This window comes from Streptococcus sp. HMSC076H09, from assembly GCF_001811765.1.
GTDB classification, from domain to species: Bacteria; Bacillota; Bacilli; order Lactobacillales; family Streptococcaceae; genus Streptococcus; species Streptococcus agalactiae.
In genome coordinates this window covers 20,262-40,419 of sequence record NZ_KV806596.1, presented here as the reverse complement: position 1 = coordinate 40,419, position 20,158 = coordinate 20,262, and the positions used below count along the sequence as shown (strand labels likewise).

General features: G+C 36.2%; 19 protein-coding genes and 1 tRNA gene. 6 read left to right on the top strand and 14 right to left on the bottom strand.

Annotated features, from left to right (window positions below):
• Positions 1 to 9: 9 nt before the first annotated feature.
• From HMPREF2818_RS02595 to HMPREF2818_RS02565, 7 genes are all read right to left on the bottom strand, one after another.
• Positions 10 to 891 (bottom strand): class II fructose-bisphosphate aldolase, encoded by an 882-nt coding sequence (locus HMPREF2818_RS02595; protein WP_001018987.1) that lies wholly within the window; start codon positions 889 to 891, stop codon positions 10 to 12.
• 140 nt (positions 892 to 1,031) lie between these two features.
• On the bottom strand, positions 1,032 to 2,420 hold the full coding sequence (gene argH, locus HMPREF2818_RS02590) for an argininosuccinate lyase (RefSeq protein WP_000164573.1): 1,389 nt from the start codon (positions 2,418 to 2,420) through the stop codon (positions 1,032 to 1,034).
• An 18-nt stretch (positions 2,421 to 2,438) separates the two neighbouring features.
• Positions 2,439 to 3,629: an argininosuccinate synthase gene (locus HMPREF2818_RS02585; protein WP_000514054.1), complete on the bottom strand. Its 1,191-nt coding sequence runs from the start codon at positions 3,627 to 3,629 to the stop codon at positions 2,439 to 2,441.
• Positions 3,630 to 3,782: 153 nt separating this feature from the next.
• A complete protein-coding gene (locus HMPREF2818_RS02580; protein WP_001875934.1) occupies positions 3,783 to 4,862 on the bottom strand; it encodes a sensor histidine kinase in 1,080 nt (359 codons plus the stop codon).
• Positions 4,846 to 5,517 carry a response regulator transcription factor gene (locus HMPREF2818_RS02575; protein WP_000590687.1) on the bottom strand — a complete coding sequence of 224 codons (672 nt, stop codon included), beginning with the start codon at positions 5,515 to 5,517 and terminating at the stop codon, positions 4,846 to 4,848. Before HMPREF2818_RS02575 ends, HMPREF2818_RS02580 begins: the two co-directional genes overlap by 17 nt.
• A gap of 30 nt (positions 5,518 to 5,547) precedes the next feature.
• Positions 5,548 to 6,234 (bottom strand): ABC transporter ATP-binding protein, encoded by a 687-nt coding sequence (locus HMPREF2818_RS02570; protein ID WP_001274148.1) that lies wholly within the window; start codon positions 6,232 to 6,234, stop codon positions 5,548 to 5,550.
• Positions 6,234 to 7,322, bottom strand: a complete 1,089-nt coding sequence (locus tag HMPREF2818_RS02565; RefSeq protein WP_000017573.1) for an ABC transporter permease — start codon at positions 7,320 to 7,322, stop codon at positions 6,234 to 6,236. Before HMPREF2818_RS02565 ends, HMPREF2818_RS02570 begins: the two co-directional genes overlap by 1 nt.
• Before the next feature lie 181 nt (positions 7,323 to 7,503).
• Between HMPREF2818_RS02565 and HMPREF2818_RS02560 the strand changes: the two genes are divergently transcribed.
• Genes HMPREF2818_RS02560 through HMPREF2818_RS02535 form a run of 6 tightly spaced genes read left to right on the top strand, consistent with a single transcriptional unit; the run spans position 7,504 to position 13,225 of the window.
• Complete coding sequence (locus HMPREF2818_RS02560) at positions 7,504 to 8,490, top strand: LacI family DNA-binding transcriptional regulator (protein ID WP_000104360.1); 987 nt, start codon at positions 7,504 to 7,506, stop codon at positions 8,488 to 8,490.
• Positions 8,483 to 9,394 (top strand): ribokinase, encoded by a 912-nt coding sequence (gene rbsK, locus HMPREF2818_RS02555; RefSeq protein WP_000065860.1) that lies wholly within the window; start codon positions 8,483 to 8,485, stop codon positions 9,392 to 9,394. Before HMPREF2818_RS02560 ends, rbsK begins: the two co-directional genes overlap by 8 nt.
• Complete coding sequence (gene rbsD / locus HMPREF2818_RS02550) at positions 9,369 to 9,767, top strand: D-ribose pyranase (RefSeq protein WP_000750742.1); 399 nt, start codon at positions 9,369 to 9,371, stop codon at positions 9,765 to 9,767. The genes rbsK and rbsD overlap by 26 nt, the downstream gene beginning before the upstream one ends.
• 15 nt (positions 9,768 to 9,782) lie before the next feature.
• Entirely contained in the window at positions 9,783 to 11,261 is a 1,479-nt protein-coding gene (locus HMPREF2818_RS02545) for a sugar ABC transporter ATP-binding protein (protein ID WP_070508656.1), read from the top strand.
• Between the two features lies 1 nt (position 11,262).
• Positions 11,263 to 12,204, top strand: a complete 942-nt coding sequence (rbsC, locus tag HMPREF2818_RS02540; protein WP_000794185.1) for an ABC transporter permease subunit — start codon at positions 11,263 to 11,265, stop codon at positions 12,202 to 12,204.
• A gap of 52 nt (positions 12,205 to 12,256) precedes the next feature.
• Complete coding sequence (locus tag HMPREF2818_RS02535) at positions 12,257 to 13,225, top strand: substrate-binding domain-containing protein (RefSeq protein ID WP_000668261.1); 969 nt, start codon at positions 12,257 to 12,259, stop codon at positions 13,223 to 13,225.
• A 39-nt stretch (positions 13,226 to 13,264) separates the two neighbouring features.
• On the opposite strand, the gene gltX is transcribed toward HMPREF2818_RS02535, so the two are convergent.
• The 7 genes from gltX to HMPREF2818_RS02500 form a co-directional block, all read right to left on the bottom strand.
• Complete coding sequence (gene gltX, locus HMPREF2818_RS02530) at positions 13,265 to 14,719, bottom strand: glutamate--tRNA ligase (RefSeq protein WP_001284505.1); 1,455 nt, start codon at positions 14,717 to 14,719, stop codon at positions 13,265 to 13,267.
• Between the two features lie 208 nt (positions 14,720 to 14,927).
• The gene (locus HMPREF2818_RS02525) at positions 14,928 to 16,247 is read right to left on the bottom strand and encodes an FAD-containing oxidoreductase (protein ID WP_000759708.1); all 1,320 of its coding nucleotides are present in this window, start codon (positions 16,245 to 16,247) and stop codon (positions 14,928 to 14,930) included.
• 153 nt (positions 16,248 to 16,400) lie between these two features.
• Positions 16,401 to 16,898: a beta-class carbonic anhydrase gene (locus HMPREF2818_RS02520; protein ID WP_000214746.1), complete on the bottom strand. Its 498-nt coding sequence runs from the start codon at positions 16,896 to 16,898 to the stop codon at positions 16,401 to 16,403.
• A 135-nt stretch (positions 16,899 to 17,033) separates the two neighbouring features.
• Positions 17,034 to 18,398 (bottom strand): DNA repair protein RadA, encoded by a 1,365-nt coding sequence (gene radA / locus HMPREF2818_RS02515; RefSeq protein WP_001085193.1) that lies wholly within the window; start codon positions 18,396 to 18,398, stop codon positions 17,034 to 17,036.
• Positions 18,399 to 18,559: 161 nt separating this feature from the next.
• Positions 18,560 to 19,006: a dUTP diphosphatase gene (locus HMPREF2818_RS02510; protein WP_000049182.1), complete on the bottom strand. Its 447-nt coding sequence runs from the start codon at positions 19,004 to 19,006 to the stop codon at positions 18,560 to 18,562.
• Between the two features lie 62 nt (positions 19,007 to 19,068).
• Positions 19,069 to 19,154: transfer RNA gene (locus HMPREF2818_RS02505), tRNA-Leu, on the bottom strand.
• A gap of 46 nt (positions 19,155 to 19,200) precedes the next feature.
• A complete protein-coding gene (locus tag HMPREF2818_RS02500) occupies positions 19,201 to 20,127 on the bottom strand; it encodes an alpha/beta hydrolase (protein ID WP_000723853.1) in 927 nt (308 codons plus the stop codon).
• Between the last annotated feature and the right edge of the window lie 31 nt (positions 20,128 to 20,158).

The following is a 20,158-nucleotide window of genomic DNA, read 5'->3' as shown; positions in this document are numbered from 1 at the left end:
TTATGTTAATTATGCTTTGTTTGCTGAACCAAACACGTCAATACGTTCTTCAACTGCTTCTGTAATTGCATCGAAACCAGGTTTCAAGAATTTACGTGGGTCAAAGAGTTTTTTCTTCATGTATTCAGCTTCGTTAGCGTTGAATTCAACAGCGTAGTCACGAGTTGCTTGACAGAAAGCTAATTGACATTCTGTGTTAACGTTAACTTTAGCAACACCAAGTTTGATAGCTTCTTGGATTTGATCATCAGGAATACCTGAACCACCGTGTAACACGATTGGGAAACCAGGAACAGCTTCAGTCAATTTCTTCAAGTGATCAAGGTCAAGTCCTTCCCAGTTTGCTGGGTATGGTCCATGAATGTTACCGATACCTGCAGCCAAGAAGTCAATACCAGTTTCAACCATAGCTTTAGCGTCTTCGATTGGTGCTAATTCACCTTTACCGACAATACCATCTTCTTCACCACCGATAGTACCAACTTCAGCTTCTACTGAAATACCTTTAGCATGTGCTTTAGCAACAACTTCGCGTGCTTTTTCAAGGTTTTCTTCAACTGGAAGGTGTGAACCATCAAACATAATTGAAGTGTAACCTACTTCAATACACTCAAGGGCATCATCGTAATGACCGTGGTCAAGGTGGATAGCAACTGGTACAGTAATACCCATTGATTCAACCAAAGTTTCAATAAGTTGTTTACAAAGTTTGTAACCACCCATGTATTTAGCCGCACCCATTGAAGTTTGGATAAGTACTGGAGCTTTTTTAGCTTCTGCTGCGCGCAAGATAGCTTGAGTCCACTCAAGGTTGTTTGTGTTAAATCCACCTACTGCATAGCCGTTATCACGAGCTGCTTGGACGAATTTTTCTGCTGAAACGATTGCCATTATTCAGGCCTCCTATTTATTTTTTGGGCGTTGCCCACTTACATGTTAATTCTAGCACAATTCTATAAAAAATGCTAGTTTTTTACTGAAAATACGTGAGAAACTTAACAGAGTTAAACGAGGTTTTTTTCAGAAAGCAGTCATTCCGCTTTCAATTCTTTACGTGCCAACAGGATCTGTTCTTTAACCTGGTCAAACCCTGTTCCTCCTAATGAATTTCTTCGTTTAACTGCTGTCTTTGCAGTTAATATCTCATAGATATCGTTTTCTATCAACTCTGAAATTTCTTGATAATATTTTAAAGGTATATCCTGTAAATAAGAACCATTTTTACTGCATTCTAAAACCAATTTACCTACAATTTCATGTGCTTTTCTGAAAGGTATCCCCTTACTTGCTAAATAATCTGCTAATTCTGTTGCATTTGAAAAATCAGTCTCCGTTGAGGTCATCATTATGTGCTCATTCACAGTCATTGTCTCAAGCATATTAGCCATGATTTCAATAGCTATGCTGACTGTTTCTACGCTATCAAACATCCCTTCTTTATCTTCTTGTAAATCTTTGTTATAAGCTAACGGCAATGATTTCATAACAGTTAGTAAACTAAATAAATTTCCATAAACACGGCCTGTCTTCCCTCGAATTAATTCTGCCATATCAGGATTTTTCTTTTGAGGCATAATAGATGATCCTGTAGAGAAAGTATCTGATAATGTGATGAATTGATATTCATAACTGCACCAATTAATGATTTCTTCACAAAAACGTGATAAATGCATCATTAAAATGCTAGCATTGGATAAAAATTCTATGATAAAATCACGATCTGAGACAGCATCAAGCGAATTACTATATGGTTTTTCAAAATCTAATAAACGAGTTGTCATATGGCGGTCAATAGGAAACGTGGTCCCTGCTAGAGCTGCTGCTCCTAATGGTGATAGATCGGTGTGTTTCATATTAAACTCTAATCGCTCTGTATCACGCGTAAACATATTATAGTAAGCCATTAGATGATGTCCAAATGAAATCGGCTGAGCATGTTGTAAATGTGTATATCCTGGCATAACAGTATAGATATGATTTTCTGCTAAATTAACTAAGGTTGTTCGTAAATGAAGCAATTTCTTCAACATTTCTTGCAATTTATCTTTCAAATAAAGGTGCATATCTGTAGCCACTTGATCATTTCGTGAACGTGCAGTATGAAGCTTACCTGCTACTTCTCCAATTTCAGCGGTTAATAAGCTCTCTATGTTCATATGAATGTCTTCATTTGATATGCTAAAAGTCAATTGACCTGCTCTGTATTTATCTTGCAGTATTTTTAAACCATCTTTTATCAAGCCTGCTTCTTCTTGACTAATAATATCCGTTTTGCCTAACATTGTGACATGGGCCATAGAAGCCTTCATATCATAGGGAGCTAACTTTTGGTCGAAACTGATTGATGCACCGAACTCTTCAACCCATTTTTCAAGACTACTTTCAAAACGACCACCCCATAACTTATGATTTTTTGTCATCCTCTTATCTTCCTTTATTTATCCTTTGTTTACTTGTGCATTAACTTGGGTTGGAAGTCCCCAGAGTTTGATAAAACCAACTGCTGCATCTTGATCAAAGTTATCAGCAGCTGTATAAGTTGCTAAGTTCTCATCATATAATGAATTAGACGAGTGGCGAGCAACGACTTTGGCAGAACCTTTATATAACTTAACTTTTGTAGTACCATTAACCACTTTTTGTGTTTCTTTGACATAGGCAATGATAGCTTTTGTAGCTGGACTAAACCATAAAGCATTATAAATAAGATTTGATAGTTCATTTTCAAGGATAGGTTTAAAATGAGACACTTCACGGACTAATGTTAAATCTTCAATTTCTTTATGAGCAGCTAACAGTACCATTGCCGCAGGACATTCATAAATTTCACGTGATTTGATACCGACTAAACGATTTTCAACATGATCAATGCGTCCAATACCATGTTTTCCTGCAATTTCATTTAGCGATAAAATCAAATCTGCTAGTGTCATTTCTTGATTGTTTATAGCTATAGGCTTCCCATTTTGGAACGTAATATCAATATATTCTGCACAATCAGGAGCTTCTTCTGGTGATTTTGTAATACCAAAAGCTTCTTCTGGCGCTTGATTCCAAGGATTCTCAAGCACACCACATTCATTGGCACGTCCCCATAAATTTTGGTCTATAGAATAAGGGTTATCTAAATCTGCTGGAATAGGTACGCCGTTAGCTTTTGCAAAAGTAATTTCCTCTTCACGATGCCACTTCCACTCACGAACAGGGGCAATTACTTTTAATTCAGGATCTAGTACTGCAATTGCAACTTCAAAACGCACTTGGTCATTTCCTTTACCTGTACATCCATGGGCAATTGTGGTCGCACCTGTTTGATGTGCCATTTCAACTAATTTTTGAGCAATAATTGGACGACTAAGCGCTGAAACAAGCGGGTATTTTTGTTCATACATCGCATGTGCCTGTAAAGCTGGTAACACAAAATGCTCAGCGAACTCATCTTTAACATCTAAAATATAAGATTCTATGGCACCTATTGTTAAAGCCTTATCGTGAATAAAATCAAGATCTTTACCTTCGCCAACATCCATACAGACAGCAATAACGTCATAATCTTTTTTTAACCAAGCTATAGCAACAGAGGTATCTAAACCACCAGAATAAGCTAAAATTAATTTTTCTTTTCCCATAAAAAATCCCCTTCCAAATTCCTATGTTTTGTAATATTATACACTTGATATATTTATTGTCAAATATTTTTATAGTTTTTGTCTATTTTTAGTATATTTATTTCTAAAAAAATAAAACAATAACCGCCAATTGGCAGTTATTGTTTTAAATAATTATGATAAAGGTAGTTCTACACAAAATTCTGTTCCAATTTCAAACTGACTGGAGACACTAATACGTCCCTTACAAAGAACAATTATACGTTTAACTATTGCTAGTCCTAATCCATTTCCTTGTTGATTATGCGACTGATCCGCTTGGTAAAATTTATCAAATATATGCTGAACATCATATTGAGAAATTCCCCTACCTTTATCAGAAATAATAACTCTCAGATAATGATTATTAGTTTCTTCCATTCGTACACGTAAGTCTACAATATCATCGGAATATTTTATTGCATTATCTAAAAGGTTTATCCAAACTTGCATCAGTAAGTCAGAGTTTGAGTAAACAGTATATGGTTTTGAATCCAGTTGAAAATTTATTCTTTTAGCTTGCCAACGTTCTGTTAAACTAATCATTGCTTGACGAATTTGTTCATCTACACGAACAGAGGATAGCTCCCCAATAGTCTCCTGATTATCCACGCGCGACATTTGCAACATCGTATCACATAATCTTGTTAACCTTAGGCTCTCTGTTTTAACAAGACCTAATAACTCACTTTGTGTTTCTTCATCTAATTCTGGATCTTGTAATAGTTCTACAATATTAGCTACTGCAGCAATCGGAGTCTTTAGCTCATGAGAAACATTAGTGATAAAGTCTTTTCGCATATGATCCATATGAGATAAAGAAACAATCATCTGATTAATACTTTCAGATAGCTCATCCAATTCATTATAATACTCATAGGATTTACGACGATTACTGTTTCGATAAATATGCCCTTCAAAGTCACCGTCTGCAACATTGGACACAATACGGCTAATATCTAAAATTGGTTTTGTTAAATGATAAGAACCGTACCACATACTAATACTAGCTATCACAAGGCTTAAAAAAACAACAGCGAGAGCGCTAACTTGTAATACATGAGTAGTTAAGACTCCTTGAAAAAAAGTAAAAACTATTGCTGCAACTAGTAAAAGAGAAGCTAGGACTGAGAAAAGCATCGTTAACACAAACATTAATGTGAAATAAAATCTTAACGGAAACCGAAATCGCCTTAGCTTAGTCATTTTTTGCACGATACCCTACCCCTCTCACCGTCTCAATCTTAAAATCTGGTAAGTGTTCTACTTTTCGTCTAATTTTATTGATGCAAGCATCTACCACCCGCTCATCTAAATCAGTATCCATTCCCCAAATACTATCCAATAGTTCTAAACGTGTGAAAATCCTATTAGGATAGCTAAGTAAGTGGAAAAGAACCCTAAATTCTTTCTGAGGAAATACAATTTCTTGCTCAAAATATTTCAAGCTTAATTCATCTTCATTAAGACAAGTATTCCCAATAATTAGCTGATGTTGAGCTACAATATTAGCTCTCCTCAAGAGTGCCTTAATACGTAAAGCTAATTCTTGTAACTGCACAGGCTTAACCATATAATCATCTGCACCAAGGCCAAACCCTTTTGTCATATCTTCCATTTGTGATTTTGCTGTCATAACAATGATTGGGACATTATAAGCAGCTGACCTGAGTTCTTGAATTAATTGATAACCATCCATCATGGGCATCATGATATCAGTTATAATCAATTGTACTTCTTCTGTATCTAGACAATTTAGAGCTTCTTGTCCATTTGAAGCAGTGATAAATTGGTAGCCCTCTTGTGTTAATTTTGTGGTAATGATTTTTTGTTGAACAATGTTATCCTCTACAACTAATATTTTAATCATTAAATCACCTCTAGCTTATTGTAACACAAGTTAGAAGTTTTCTTTAACTAATTTCCCGTCCTTTAAACGATAAACGGTATCTACTAAATCTAGAACGCGCTCATCGTGTGTCACCATAATAGCTGCAGTATTATGTGATTTAACTTCCTGACGAATAAGTTCTGTAACTTGACGCCCACGTTCTTCATCAAGGCTAGCTGTTGGCTCATCTGCCAAGATAACCTTAGGATGATTAATAAATGCTCTAGCAATTGCTGCGCGTTGCTTTTGTCCTCCCGATAATTGGTTAGGGTATTTATGTGCACACTGCTCTATTCCTAAATCTGATAATAATTTATTAATTTCTTCCAAGCTTGTTTTCTTATCATAGTGTTTTGCAAATCGAGCCTCTTGTTGCAACTGTTCTTGGATTGTTAAATAAGGAAGCAGTTGATGACTTTGAAATATAAAACCTAGTGCTTCACGGCGCAATTGTGTTCTTTGTCTTTGAGACAAATCCGTAACGTTCTCATGATTGACATACAAACTACCTTGATCTGCGCCAAGAAGTAACCCTGCAATGGATAAAAGTGTGCTTTTACCTGAACCTGAGGGTCCCAGTATAGCTACAAACTCACCTGCAGAAACTGATAAATCTAAATTATCTAATATTGATAAAAGCTCATCTCCATCTGGATAGTGTTTTGAGATGTGTTTTAATTCTAAGATTGCTGACATTATTCTCCTCCCCCATTAATAACTTCGACTGGGTCGATTTTAGCAACTTTTACAATTGACAGAGCACTACTAATCATTGCAATGACTAAAAATACAAACGATACTAAAATAATATTTTGCCAATTAATAACAAATGGCATTTGAGCTGGTAATACATAAGAGAGAGCAATCGCCAATCCATCTCCAACAATGATACCAAACAGTGCCAATATGATGACTTGACTCAATTGAAATAGGGCAATCTCTGACATTTTTGTCCCAATAGCTTTCATGACGCTAAATTCATGACGCTTTTGAAGTGTGATGATGTAGAAAAAGACACCTAAAATACCAGCTGAAGCTACGACAAGGACCCATAAAATCATATTCAAAGTGGATTGTTCGGCACTATAACCAGGAATATGTTGAATGACATCTTTTTTACTAACAGCTTCTAATTGAGTTGGTAAATGAGATATACTTTTATCATTTTTCATAACTAATGCCTGAGGTAAGAACTGGTATTGAGGATTAATCTTTTTATTAATTTCGGTATAAATGTCTTTATCAATAAATGCCACAGGTCCGTGACCATACATACTATTATGGACAAATCCAACGACTGTTAGTGATATAGATGATGACTTATCAATCACTTTATCACCTAACTTTATCCCTTCAGCTTTTAAACTATCATTTAAAATAATAGCTTTTTTGTAACTTGTCAGTTGTTTTCCCTCAGAAAGTGTAGGTGCCATAAAAGAATCTTTATCAATAGCAAAATAAGAAATATCAATTTTCTTTTCATGTCCTTGTCGAGTTAAACTCGAACGTTGAATATTTAAAGTGGTACTATCTTTTAAATTCAAACTGTTTAAATCTGTCTGATCTTTAGTTGTCAATACAGATGATGTAATCACTTGTTCAGCACCTTCATTCAAAATATAGGTTTGAGCTGGGTTATTTTCAATAGCAGCACTAACAGCTCTACCTAAACCGTTTGCTAAACCTGATAAAAAAACTACCATGAACATCATAACAATGATTAGCAATTCAATCAGGAGGTATTTTTTCTTATAAAAGGTTAATTCTTTCCAAGCATGTGACATGGTTTTTCTCCTTTGATCTTTTGATGTGAACATAGTATCACAGCTTTATGACTTGAATATGACCTCTAAAAATAATGATATTTTATCATTAAATTATTTAAAAAATAGCTTGACAATTTTTTAGTAAGCGATTACAATTCTAATTATGAAACCGTTCCCACAATAAAAGAAAGGAGTTTCTATGAGTACGATTAGACAAGTCGCCGAGAAAGCTGGCGTATCAACATCTACTGTCTCAAGGTATATATCCCAAAATGGTTACGTTAGTCAAAAAGCAAGTCAAAAAATCGAGCAAGCTATCCGCGAACTCCATTATGTTCCAAATTTCCTTGCACAATCTCTGAAAACCAAAAAAAATCAACTTGTTGGATTACTACTTCCCGATATTTCAAACCCTTTCTTTCCAAGACTTGCTAGAGGAGTTGAAGAATTTCTAAAAGAACAGGGTTATCGTGTCATGCTTGGCAACACAAATAACAAGAGCCATTTAGAAGAAGAGTACTTAAATGTGCTATTACAAAGTAATGCTGCAGGGATTATTACAACACACGATTTCACCAAAAATCATCCTGAAATAGATATTCCAGTTGTAGTTGTTGACCGCGTTAATCAAGAAACACAGTACGGCGTTTTCTCTGATAATAAAGAGGGAGGAAAATTAGCAGCTCAAGCTATTTGGACAGCAGGTGCTACCAATATATTACTCATTCGTGGTCCGCTAGATAAAGCTGATAACCTTAATCAAAGGTTTCAAGGAAGCCAAAATTACCTATTAAACAAAGGGGCTCGTTTTGCTATCGAAGATAGTGCCAGTTTTGATTTTGCAGAGATTCAAATTGAAGCGAAAACTTTACTTGACCACCATCCAGATATTGATAGCATTATCGCTCCATCTGATATACATGCTATTGCCTACCTACACGAGATTCTTAATCGAGGGAAGCGAATCCCTGAAGATGTACAAATTATTGGTTATGATGATATTTTAATGAGCCAATTTATCTACCCTTCGTTGTCAACTATTCACCAATCATCATATATTATGGGACAAAAAGCAGCTGAATTAATTTTCAAAATTACTAATCAATTACCTATTACCAATAAGCGTATTAAATTACCCGTTCATTATGTCGAACGTGAAACCCTAAGGAGGAAAATAGATGAGTAACATTGTCATTATCGGTAGTATTTCCATGGACTTAGTTATGGAAACCAATCGTATCGCCAAAGAGGGAGAAACCGTATTTGGCCAACGTTTTTCAATGGTTCCAGGAGGTAAAGGTGCTAATCAGGCTGTCGCTATTGGGCGTCTTAGCCAAGATCGAGATAATATTACTATTCTTGGTGCCATTGGCGAGGATTCTTTTGGTCCCATTCTTTTGGATAATTTAAACAAAAACCATGTTACTACGGATTTTGTGGGAACGATACCATCTTCTTCAGGTGTTGCCCAAATCACTCTTTATAATAATGATAATCGAATCATTTACTGTCCTGGAGCCAACGGAAAAGTTGATACTAAAAAGTGGTCTCAGGAGTGGTCAATAATTAAAGAAGCTGATTTAGTTGTATTACAAAATGAAATTCCTCATCAAGCAAATATGAAAATTGCTAATTTTTGTAAAGAACATAGTATTAAATTACTCTATAATCCTGCACCATCTAGAAAGACTGATATTGAGATGCTCGATAAGGTCGATTATTTCACACCAAATGAACACGAATGTCAAGAGCTGTTCCCAAACCAAAAACTAGAGGATATATTAGCCACATATCCTGAAAAACTAATTGTAACACTCGGCACAAAAGGAGCCATCTACTCTGATGGAAAAGAAAGCCATTTAATTCCTGCCTTAGAAACTAAAGCTGTTGATACAACTGGTGCAGGTGATACTTTTAACGGTGCATTCGGTTATGCTATCTCGAAAAAATTTAAGATTGCTAATGCCTTACGTTTTGCAACTCTAGCTGCTCACTTATCCGTGCAAAAATTTGGTGCACAGGGTGGCATGCCTACAATTAAAGAAATGGAGGACAACCAACATTATGAAAAAGACTGGCATATTAAATAGTCATCTCGCTAAATTAGCAGATGACCTTGGGCATACTGATCGAGTTTGTATTGGAGATCTGGGTCTACCTGTTCCAAATGGCATTCCAAAGATTGATTTGTCTTTGACCTCTGGAATACCTAGTTTCCAAGAGGTACTTGATATCTATTTAGAGAATATCTTAGTTGAAAAAGTCATTTTAGCAGAAGAAATCAAGGAAGCAAATCCGGATCAATTATCAAGGTTATTAGCTAAACTTGATAACTCTGTTAGCATAGAGTACGTCAGTCACGATCATTTAAAACAAATGACCCAAGATGTCAAAGCAGTTATTCGTACAGGTGAAAATACACCGTATTCAAATATTATTCTACAATCTGGTGTTATCATCTAGAAAGGAGTTTAGTCCATGAAAATTGACATGAGGAATATCTCCAAATCCTTCGGTACTAATAAAGTTCTAGAGAAGATTGATTTGGAATTACAATCTGGTCAAATACACGCGCTTATGGGTGAAAATGGTGCGGGTAAATCAACCTTAATGAACATTCTAACAGGACTTTTTCCAGCAAGTACAGGAACTATTTATATTGATGGCGAGGAACGAACTTTTTCAAACCCTCAAGAAGCAGAGGAATTTGGCATTAGTTTTATTCACCAAGAGATGAATACTTGGCCGGAAATGACTGTCTTGGAAAATCTCTTTCTTGGACGTGAAATCAAGACAACTTTTGGCTTACTCAATCAAAAATTAATGAGACAAAAAGCACTTGAAGCTTTTAAAAGATTAGGTGTGACTATTCCCCTAGACATCCCGATTGGTAACTTGTCTGTTGGACAACAACAAATGATTGAAATCGCCAAAAGTCTCCTAAACCAACTCTCTATTTTGGTAATGGATGAACCGACTGCTGCTTTAACAGATCGTGAAACTGAAAATCTTTTCCGAGTTATCCGAAGTTTAAAACAAGAAGGAGTGGGCATTGTCTATATCTCCCATCGAATGGAGGAAATTTTTAAAATCACTGACTTCGTAACCGTCATGAGAGATGGTGTCATTGTAGATACAAAAGAAACATCACTCACAAATTCTGACGAATTGGTTAAAAAAATGGTTGGCCGAAAATTGGAAGATTACTATCCTGAAAAACATTCTGAAATTGGGCCTGTTGCTTTTGAAGTTAGTAACCTCTGTGGAGATAATTTCGAGGACGTTTCCTTTTATGTCCGTAAAGGCGAGATTCTTGGATTTTCTGGATTAATGGGAGCTGGGCGTACTGAAGTTATGCGAACTATCTTTGGAATTGATAAAAAGAAGTCTGGTAAGGTGAAAATTGATAACCAAGAAATCACTATTACTAGCCCAAGTCAAGCTATCAAGCAGGGCATTGGTTTTTTGACCGAAAATAGAAAAGATGAAGGTCTCATCCTAGACTTCAATATCAAGGACAATATGACTCTCCCTAGCACTAAAGATTTTAGCAAACATGGTTTCTTTGATGAAAAAACAAGCACAACATTTGTGCAACAATTGATTAATCGCCTCTACATTAAATCAGGGAGACCAGATTTAGAGGTTGGAAATCTTTCTGGAGGTAACCAACAAAAGGTCGTTCTCGATAAATGGATTGGTATTGCTCCTAAAGTCTTAATTCTTGATGAGCCAACACGTGGTGTTGATGTCGGAGCTAAACGAGAGATTTACCAATTAATGAATGAACTAGCAGACAGAGGTGTTCCAATTGTCATGGTATCATCAGACTTACCTGAAATTCTAGGTGTTAGTGACCGCATCATGGTAATGCACGAAGGTCGAATCAGTGGAGAACTCAGTCGAAAAGAAGCTGACCAAGAAAAAGTTATGCAACTAGCCACAGGAGGTAAGTAAAGTGAAAAATATGATGAAATATATATCAGAGTTAACAACCCTGATTGCGTTAGCTGGTTTAATGGTTATTATCACACTCATTAATCCTAATTTCCTCACAACCAATAATCTACTCAATTTATTATTACAAGTAACTGCAAATGGTTTTATCGCTTTCGGGATGACCTTCGTTATTTTGACTGGCGGTATTGATTTATCAGTCGGGTCCATATTAGCCCTATCTAGTGCATTAACAGCTGGATTAATCGGCCACGGAGTACCCGTTGGTATTGCTATCGTTTTATCTGTTGCCTTAGGTGGCATCTTGGGAATGCTAAACGGACTCTTCATTTCTTACGGAAAATTAGCACCATTTATCGTTACACTGGCAACAATGACTATCTTTAGAGGAGCAACGCTAGTTTATTCAAACGGCAACCCAATTACCGCTGGCTTATCCGATAGTTTTCTATTCCAATTTTTGGGACAAGGCTATATTGTTGGTATCCCATTCCCAGTCATTCTCATGTTTCTTACTTTTATTATTTTGTATATTTTGTTACATAAAACAGCCTTCGGGAAATCTGTTTACGCTTTAGGAGGTAATGAAAAAGCAGCGTATATCTCGGGTATTAAGTTAAACAAAGTTAAAATTATCATCTACACTATCTCAGGTATCATGGCTTCCATTTCTGGGTTAATTATCACATCACGCCTTAGCTCAGCACAACCAACAGCTGGAGCAAGTTATGAGATGGATGCTATTGCCGCCGTTGTCTTAGGTGGAACGTCTTTATCTGGTGGGAAAGGACGTATCATTGGAACATTGATTGGTGCTCTCATTATTGGTGTCCTGAACAATGGATTAAACATCATTGGTGTCTCTGCATTTTGGCAACAAGTTGTGAAAGGTATCGTTATTTTAATGGCTGTTTTACTTGATCGCTTTAAAGTAGCAAAATAGTCTTTACTCTAATTTCTATAAATTCATTATATTTTATCTAAAGGAGTTTCAAATGAAATTTGGAAAAAAACTTGGCTTTCTAGCCTTATTGATGTCTATTGTCCTCATTCTAGGTGCATGTGGTAAAACTGGACTTGGAAATTCTACTGGGAATTCTACAAAAAATGTAACCAAAAAATCTGCTAAAAACTTGAAACTAGGTGTATCTATTTCAACAACTAACAATCCCTACTTTGTTGCGATGAAAGACGGTATTGACAAATATGCTAGCAATAAAAAAATAAGCATTAAGGTAGCTGATGCTCAAGATGACGCCGCACGTCAAGCAGATGATGTCCAAAACTTTATTAGTCAAAACGTAGATGCTATTTTGATTAATCCCGTTGACTCAAAAGCTATTGTAACAGCTATTAAGTCTGCAAACAACGCTAATATTCCTGTTATTCTAATGGACCGTGGTAGTGAGGGAGGCAAAGTATTAACTACTGTCGCTTCAGATAACGTTGCTGCTGGTAAGATGGCTGCGGATTATGCTGTTAAAAAACTAGGCAAAAAAGCAAAAGCCTTTGAATTATCTGGAGTACCAGGTGCCTCTGCTACTGTAGACCGTGGTAAAGGATTTCATTCAGTTGCAAAATCTAAACTTGACATTCTTTCAAGCCAATCTGCCAATTTTGACCGCGCCAAAGCTTTGAATACTACACAAAATATGATTCAAGGACATAAAGATGTCCAAATTATTTTCGCACAAAATGATGAAATGGCACTTGGGGCTGCACAGGCTGTCAAATCTGCTGGCTTGCAAAATGTTCTTATCGTAGGAATTGATGGTCAGCCAGATGCCCATGATGCCATTAAAAAAGGAGATATTTCAGCCACTATTGCACAACAACCAGCTAAGATGGGAGAAATAGCAATTCAAGCAGCAATTGATCATTATAAAGGCAAAAAAGTAGAGAAAGAAACAATTTCTCCAATTTACCTTGTTACCAAAGACAATGTTGAAAAATACAATTGGTAAAAGTACACAAAAAGTCGTGAAAATTCACGACTTTTTATATTATAATTTTGCTAACATATTATCGATATGTTGAACTGATTTTTCTTTACCTAATAAATAAATAGTATCTGGTAACTCTGGTCCATGCATTTCACCAGAAACCGCAATACGAATAGGCATAAATAGGTTCTTACCTTTAATACCTGTTTCTTTTTGAACAGCCTTAATTTGAGGGAAAATAGTATCTCTAGTGAATTCTTCGTCAGAAAGCGATACTAACTTTTCCTTAAAAGCAGATAAGACTGTTGGGACTGTTTCTGCTGCCATTACTTCTTTTTCGGCTTCTGTTAATTCTGGAAAATCTGCAAAGAAAAGGTCTGTTAATGGTACAATCTCATCAGCTGATTTTAATTGAGGTTTATAAAGCTCAACTAATTTTTCAGCTTTGTCTGTAAGTCGACCAGCTTCTTCTAAGAATGGTTTGCAAAGTGCAAAAACACTCTCAAAATCAGCATTTTTTAGGTAATCATTACTCATCCAATCCATCTTCTTCTGATCGAATGCTGCTGGTGATTTGCTAAGACGATTTTCATCAAATAGATTAATTAATTGCTCGCGTGAGAAGATTTCTTCTTCTCCACCAGGATTCCAACCAAGAAGGGCAATGAAATTAAAGACAGCTTCCGACATATAACCTTTTTTACGATAGTCTTCGATAAATTGAAGAGTATTGGTGTCGCGTTTTGATAATTTCTTACCAGTCTCTGAGTTTATAATCAATGTCATGTGACCAAATTGTGGCGCTTCCCAACCGAGTGCTTCATAAACCATTAATTGTTTTGGCGTATTTGCAATATGGTCATCGCCACGAATAACATGCGAAATTTGCATGTCATGATCATCAATAACTACTGCGAAATTGTAAGTTGGATAACCATCTTTCTTCTGAATAACCCAGTCTCCGCCGATATTAGAGCCTTCAAACTCAATGTCACCTTTTACCATATCAGTCCATTTATAAATCCCAGATTCATTAACAGCAAGGCGTACTGTCGGAATGATGCCTGATGCTTCACGTTCTGCAATGTAAGCTTCTTTTTCAGTTTCTGACATTCCGATAAATTCGTTGATATAGCGAGGTGTTTCGCCTGCCAATTCTTGGCGTTCACGCTCTGCTGCTAATTCTTCCTCAGTCACATAGGACTTGTAGGCTTTACCTTCTGCTAACAACTGATCAATATAACGTTGGTAGAGCTCAAGGCGTTCTGATTGACGATAATTTTCATGTGTTTCAGGGCTTTCATCCCAGTCCATACCTAGCCAACGTAAGTTCTCCAATTGAGAGCGTTCACCATCTTCGACGTGGCGTTTTCGGTCAGTATCTTCAATACGAATAACAAAATCCCCACCATGATGGCGAGCATAAAGGTAGTTAAAGAGCGCAGTACGCGCATTTCCGATGTGTAACAATCCTGTTGGACTTGGTGCATAACGCACACGAATCTTATTAGCCAAAATTCTACTCCTATATTTTCTGATAGTAAACTTTTTCAGTTTAACTGAATTAGTCAAGGGGGCAAAACATCATTCAAACTCTTACAGATGATTGCCAATCAACCCTATTATACCACTAAATCACTAAAAATGATAATCAGTAATAATAGCCACACTAATTTTCGATAAAAAAAGTAAAGCAAAATTGCCTTACTTTTTAAAAATATTCTTAAAAGTTAAACAAATCATTAAAATTCTCTACCATTGTTGGGTGAGTGAAAATTTGTTTTTGGAAATAAGTATATGGGATTTTATTATCCATTGCCATTGTGATGATATTAATTAATTCATGGGATTCTGCACCAAATAAGCGAGCTCCCAAAATAAGATTTGTCTCAGTATCTACCACAACTTTAAAAATACCTCTAAGGTCATTATTAACATGTGCACGTGGCATGGCAGAAACAAGAAGGCTATTAGATTTAACTTGATATCCTTTTTCCTTAGCGGTCTTTTCATCTAGACCTACCGTTGCTAAAGGAGGATTTGTAAAGGTTGAAGTCGGTACTGCTCCTCGATTTTTTAGAGAATAATCCTTATCACCATTCAAATAATTTAAGACAATACGTGAGTCATCTAAAGAAATATATGTGAATTGAGGGCCGCCATTAACATCACCAACTGCAAAAATATTCTCAACAGAAGTTTGGCAATATTCATCAACAGCAATAGCTCCACGTTCTGTCAATTTAATATCTGTATTTTCAAGTGCTAAACCTTCTGTATTTGGCTTACGTCCTGTTGCATATAATACTGCATCAAAGCTTAATTTTTCATCCTCAAAGCTAATAACAACGTCTTCATCTTCATTTTGCACAGATTTGATATCGGCTGATAATTTAAAAGATATTCCCATCTCTTCTAAATAATCTTGAGCCATCTCTGATAATTCCTCTTCCTCACGCGCAAAGATACGAGATTGACTATCAATAACTGTCACTTTGCTCCCTAATTCAGAATATAAAGTCGCAAATTCAAGACCAATATTACCGCCTCCAATGATACCTAACCGTTTAGGAAGATGAGCCAATTCTTGGATTGCCGTTGAATCATAAACATGTTGAGAATCAGCTAATCCTGGGATTGGTAATTGTACTGACTTAGCACCAGTATTGATAATAATAACATCAGCTGTAAGTTCTTGTTTGTCAGCTCCTCCTGTTAATTCGACCACTTTATTTGATATAAAGCGAGCTTTAGCATTATAAACATCCACAGTGTCTTTATTATCCAACATAGCAAAATTTTTAGCACGTAAACGACTTGTAACTTCATTTCTAGTAGTCATAGCTTCTTGAAAATCGTGATTTTTGCTAGCTGATACTAAAAGCGTTTTTGTCGGAATACATCCAATGTTGATACATGTTCCCCCATACATTTTATCGTCTTCTTCGACCATTGCAACGCTTTTACCTTGTGTTGCTAATTTTGCTGCTAATGTTTTACCTGCTTTACCAAAACCAAGAACAATGACATCATATTTTTTCATTTTAAATTTCCTCCGCTTTTATAATATAGTTTCAGTATAGCAAAAGATGTTTCCTCTGTCTGAATTCCAGCATAAGGCATGATAAGCCTAACTGTTACCTTTAAATCTAGTTTTCTAAAATAAAAAAACCCATCGCTAAGGACAGGATTTTTTCTATTTAACTTCCACCATACGACCAGTATCTACATCATAAATAGCACCAGAAATAACAACATCATTTGGGATTAATGGAGAAGCATGTAATTTTGCCACATCCTCACGAACGCTTTCTTCAATATCATTAAAAGGAAGAAAATCATGTCCATGCATATCAACACCCAAATCTCTCTGTAATTGAGTAGCAAAAGCTTCGTTAGTAAACGTCTGTGCTCCACAATCTGTATGGTGTAGAACAACGATTTCTCGTGTTCCTAATTGTTGTTGCGAAATAACTAAAGAACGTAGAACATCGTCTGTAACTCGTCCACCAGCATTACGTAAAATATGAGCATCTCCTAAATCTAGCCCTAGAGCTTGAGCAACGTGTAAACGAGAATCCATACAGGTTACAATAGCAACCTTTGTCTTTGGCTTGATAGGTAGATGAGCTGTTCCATGTAAGTCAGCATAGGCTTGATTGGTTTTTAAAAAGTTATCAAAATAAGTGGTCATAGAGATCTCCTTTGTTAGTGTAACATCATTCGATATTTACTAAATACCAACCCTTTTATATTATCATTTTGCCCATTATTTTTCACGAAATGTCTCTCGCCACCAAAAAAGATTCGGCTGAACCGAATCTAATCATTATGTTGAAAACACTGCTTTTAAGACCTGACTAACAGTTGTCACACCAATAACATCAATGCCTTTAGGTATTTCAATCCCAGCTAGAGAATTCTTTGGTGCGTAAATTTTAGTAAAGCCCAATTTACTAGCCTCATTAATACGTTGCTCAATACGTGTCACGCGACGAATCTCACCAGTGAGTCCAATTTCTCCAATAAATGATTCTTTTGGATTTGTGGGTTTTTCTTTGTAACTGGAAGCAATAGCTACAGCAACAGCTAAATCAATTGCTGGTTCATCCAATTTAACACCACCCGCTGATTTTAAATAGGCATCTTGATTTTGAAGCAATAAACCACAACGTTTTTCTAGAACTGCCATAATAAGACTGACACGATTAAAGTCAAGACCTGTGGTTGTGCGCTTAGCATTTCCAAAAACAGTTGGAGTCACTAAAGCTTGAACCTCTGCTAAAATAGGCCTTGTTCCTTCCATAGTAACAACAATAGCAGATCCTGTTGCACCGTCTAAACGTTCTTCAAGAAAAACTTGACTTGGATTCAAAACTTCAACTAGACCACCCGACTGCATTTCAAAGATACCTATTTCATTGGTCGAACCAAAACGGTTTTTGACTGCCCGTAAAATACGGAACGTGTGATGACGCTCCCCTTCAAAATAAAGAACCGTATCCACCATATGTTCTAGCATTCGAGGGCCTGCTAATGTTCCCTCCTTAGTCACATGACCTACAATAAAAGTAGCAATATTATTAGTTTTAGCTAACTGCATCAACTCAGCGGTCACTTCGCGAACTTGGCTAACAGAGCCTTGGACACTTGATACTTCGGGACTCATAATAGTTTGTATAGAATCAATAATAAGAAAATCTGGTTTAATCTTCTCAATCTCCGACCGAATACTTTGCATATTAGTCTCGGCATAAAGGTAAAATTCATTATCGATATCGCCTAGACGCTCACTTCGTAACTTAATCTGTTCTGCAGATTCCTCACCTGAGACATATAATACTGTACCTTTATTAGCTAGCTGAGTTGATACTTGTAGTAATAAAGTAGATTTACCTATCCCAGGGTCTCCTCCAATCAGAACCAAACTTCCTGGTACAACGCCGCCTCCTAGAACACGGTTAAATTCATCCATATCAGTCTTAGTTCTAGAATAGTTAATTGAGGAAACATCTTTTAACTTCGTCGGTCGGGACTTTTCACCGTTCAAACTAACTCGTGCATTTTTAACTTCTTGAACTTCAACCTCTTCTACAAATGAAGACCAGGCTGAGCAATTTGGACAACGTCCCAAATACTTAGGTGATTGGTAACCACACTCTTGACAGGTGAAGACTGATTTTTTCTTAGCCACTCAGGCCTCCTTTATAACTTCTAAATTAATATGATAGCTTGGTACCAAATAACTAGTACACTCATTATATCACACCAAGTTAGAGAAAATATAAGTTTACTCTCATCAAAAAAGGCTAAGAAGTAAGTCTAGCCTTTTCTAACATTATTCGTAAAATAATTTTATTTTCCAGTACTACCAAAACCACCTGTACGCATTCCTGTAGCCTGATCGTCATCTGCCAATAAGAATGGGGCAAAAACAGCCTGAACAATCCGTTCCCCTTCTTCTAAAATAACAGCCTGATCAGTAATATTTTGCATCTGTGCAAAAATATGTCCTTCATTGACTTGGTTATTATAGTAGTCACCATCAATAACACCAACTGAATTTATTAGGACAATCCCTTTTTTACGTGGATTCGATGAACGATCATAAAGGTACAGGACCTCCCCTGGTTGCATGTGTGCTTTAATACCGGTCGGGACCAATGTAATTTCACCAGGTTCAATAACCGTTTTTTTAGCTACTTTTAAATCATAGCCAGCTGCGTGAGCTGTTTCTCGTTTTGGTAATAACTCTTTATTGCTAAATTGGCTAACTAATTCAAAGCCACGTACTTTTGACATGTGATACTCCATCTTTATCTTAAATATGCAAAAAGTCGAGTTCCAAATGAACTCGACTAGTCTGCGGAGAGAGGGACTTGAACCCTCACGACCAAAAGCGGTCACAAGATCCTTAGTCTTGCGCGTCTGCCAATTCCGCCATCCCCGCTTAACAACATAATAAATTATATCAACTTATCATATTGTTGTCAATATTATTTTTCATATTTTTTCAAAAAACTAGAGATACGTTTCTCATATTTTTCTGGCTCTGTTTCAAAAGATTTCGCATGTTTTGCCCCTTTTACAATATAAAGCTCTTTCTTACCTGCTGTAGCTTTATAGTTGTCATAAACCATACTTGTTGGAACAAAATTATCCTTATCACCATGAATAAAGAGGGCTGGTAAATTATTCTTTTTCAATTGTTCGACACTACTTGCTTGTCCATACGAAAAACCTGCTCTGATTTTAGAAATTGTTGAAACTTCATATAAGAGTGGGAAGGCTGGTAAACCATACATCTCTTTAGCCTGAAATTTTAATTCATCCCAAACACTAGAATAACCGCAATCTTCAATGATATTAACAACCTGACTAGGTAATTTTTCACCACTAGCCATCATGACTGTTGCTCCACCCATTGAAACACCAAATAAAGTAATTTGGCTTGATGGATTCTTATCAACTATCATTTCTGTCCATTTGATAATGTTCTCGCGGTCGTTCCAGCCATAGCCTATCAACTGCCCATGACTTTCACCATGTGCAATATTGTCAGGCATAAGAACATTGTATCCTAACTTATGAAACAGCCAACCATATGCCTTCATATTCTCTTTGCTATTCGCAAAACCATGAACGACAACAGCTGTCTTATGAGTTTTCTTAGCAGCAGGAACATACCAAGCAACTTGCTTTATATTTTGGTTTGTCATTTCTATTTTTTGCTTTAATAGCTTATCAAAGGATTTATCATAAGCATATAAAGAGTTTCCAGGCTTACGTTGACCATTTGAAATAAAGGATTTATCATCTCGAACTTGGGCAACGTGGAAAAAATAAAAACTAGCTGCTACACTAATTAAAAACAAAATAACAACAATCATTTTAATAAACTTTGATAATCGAATCTTTTTCATGCAACCTATTATACCTTATTTTTAGAAAAAG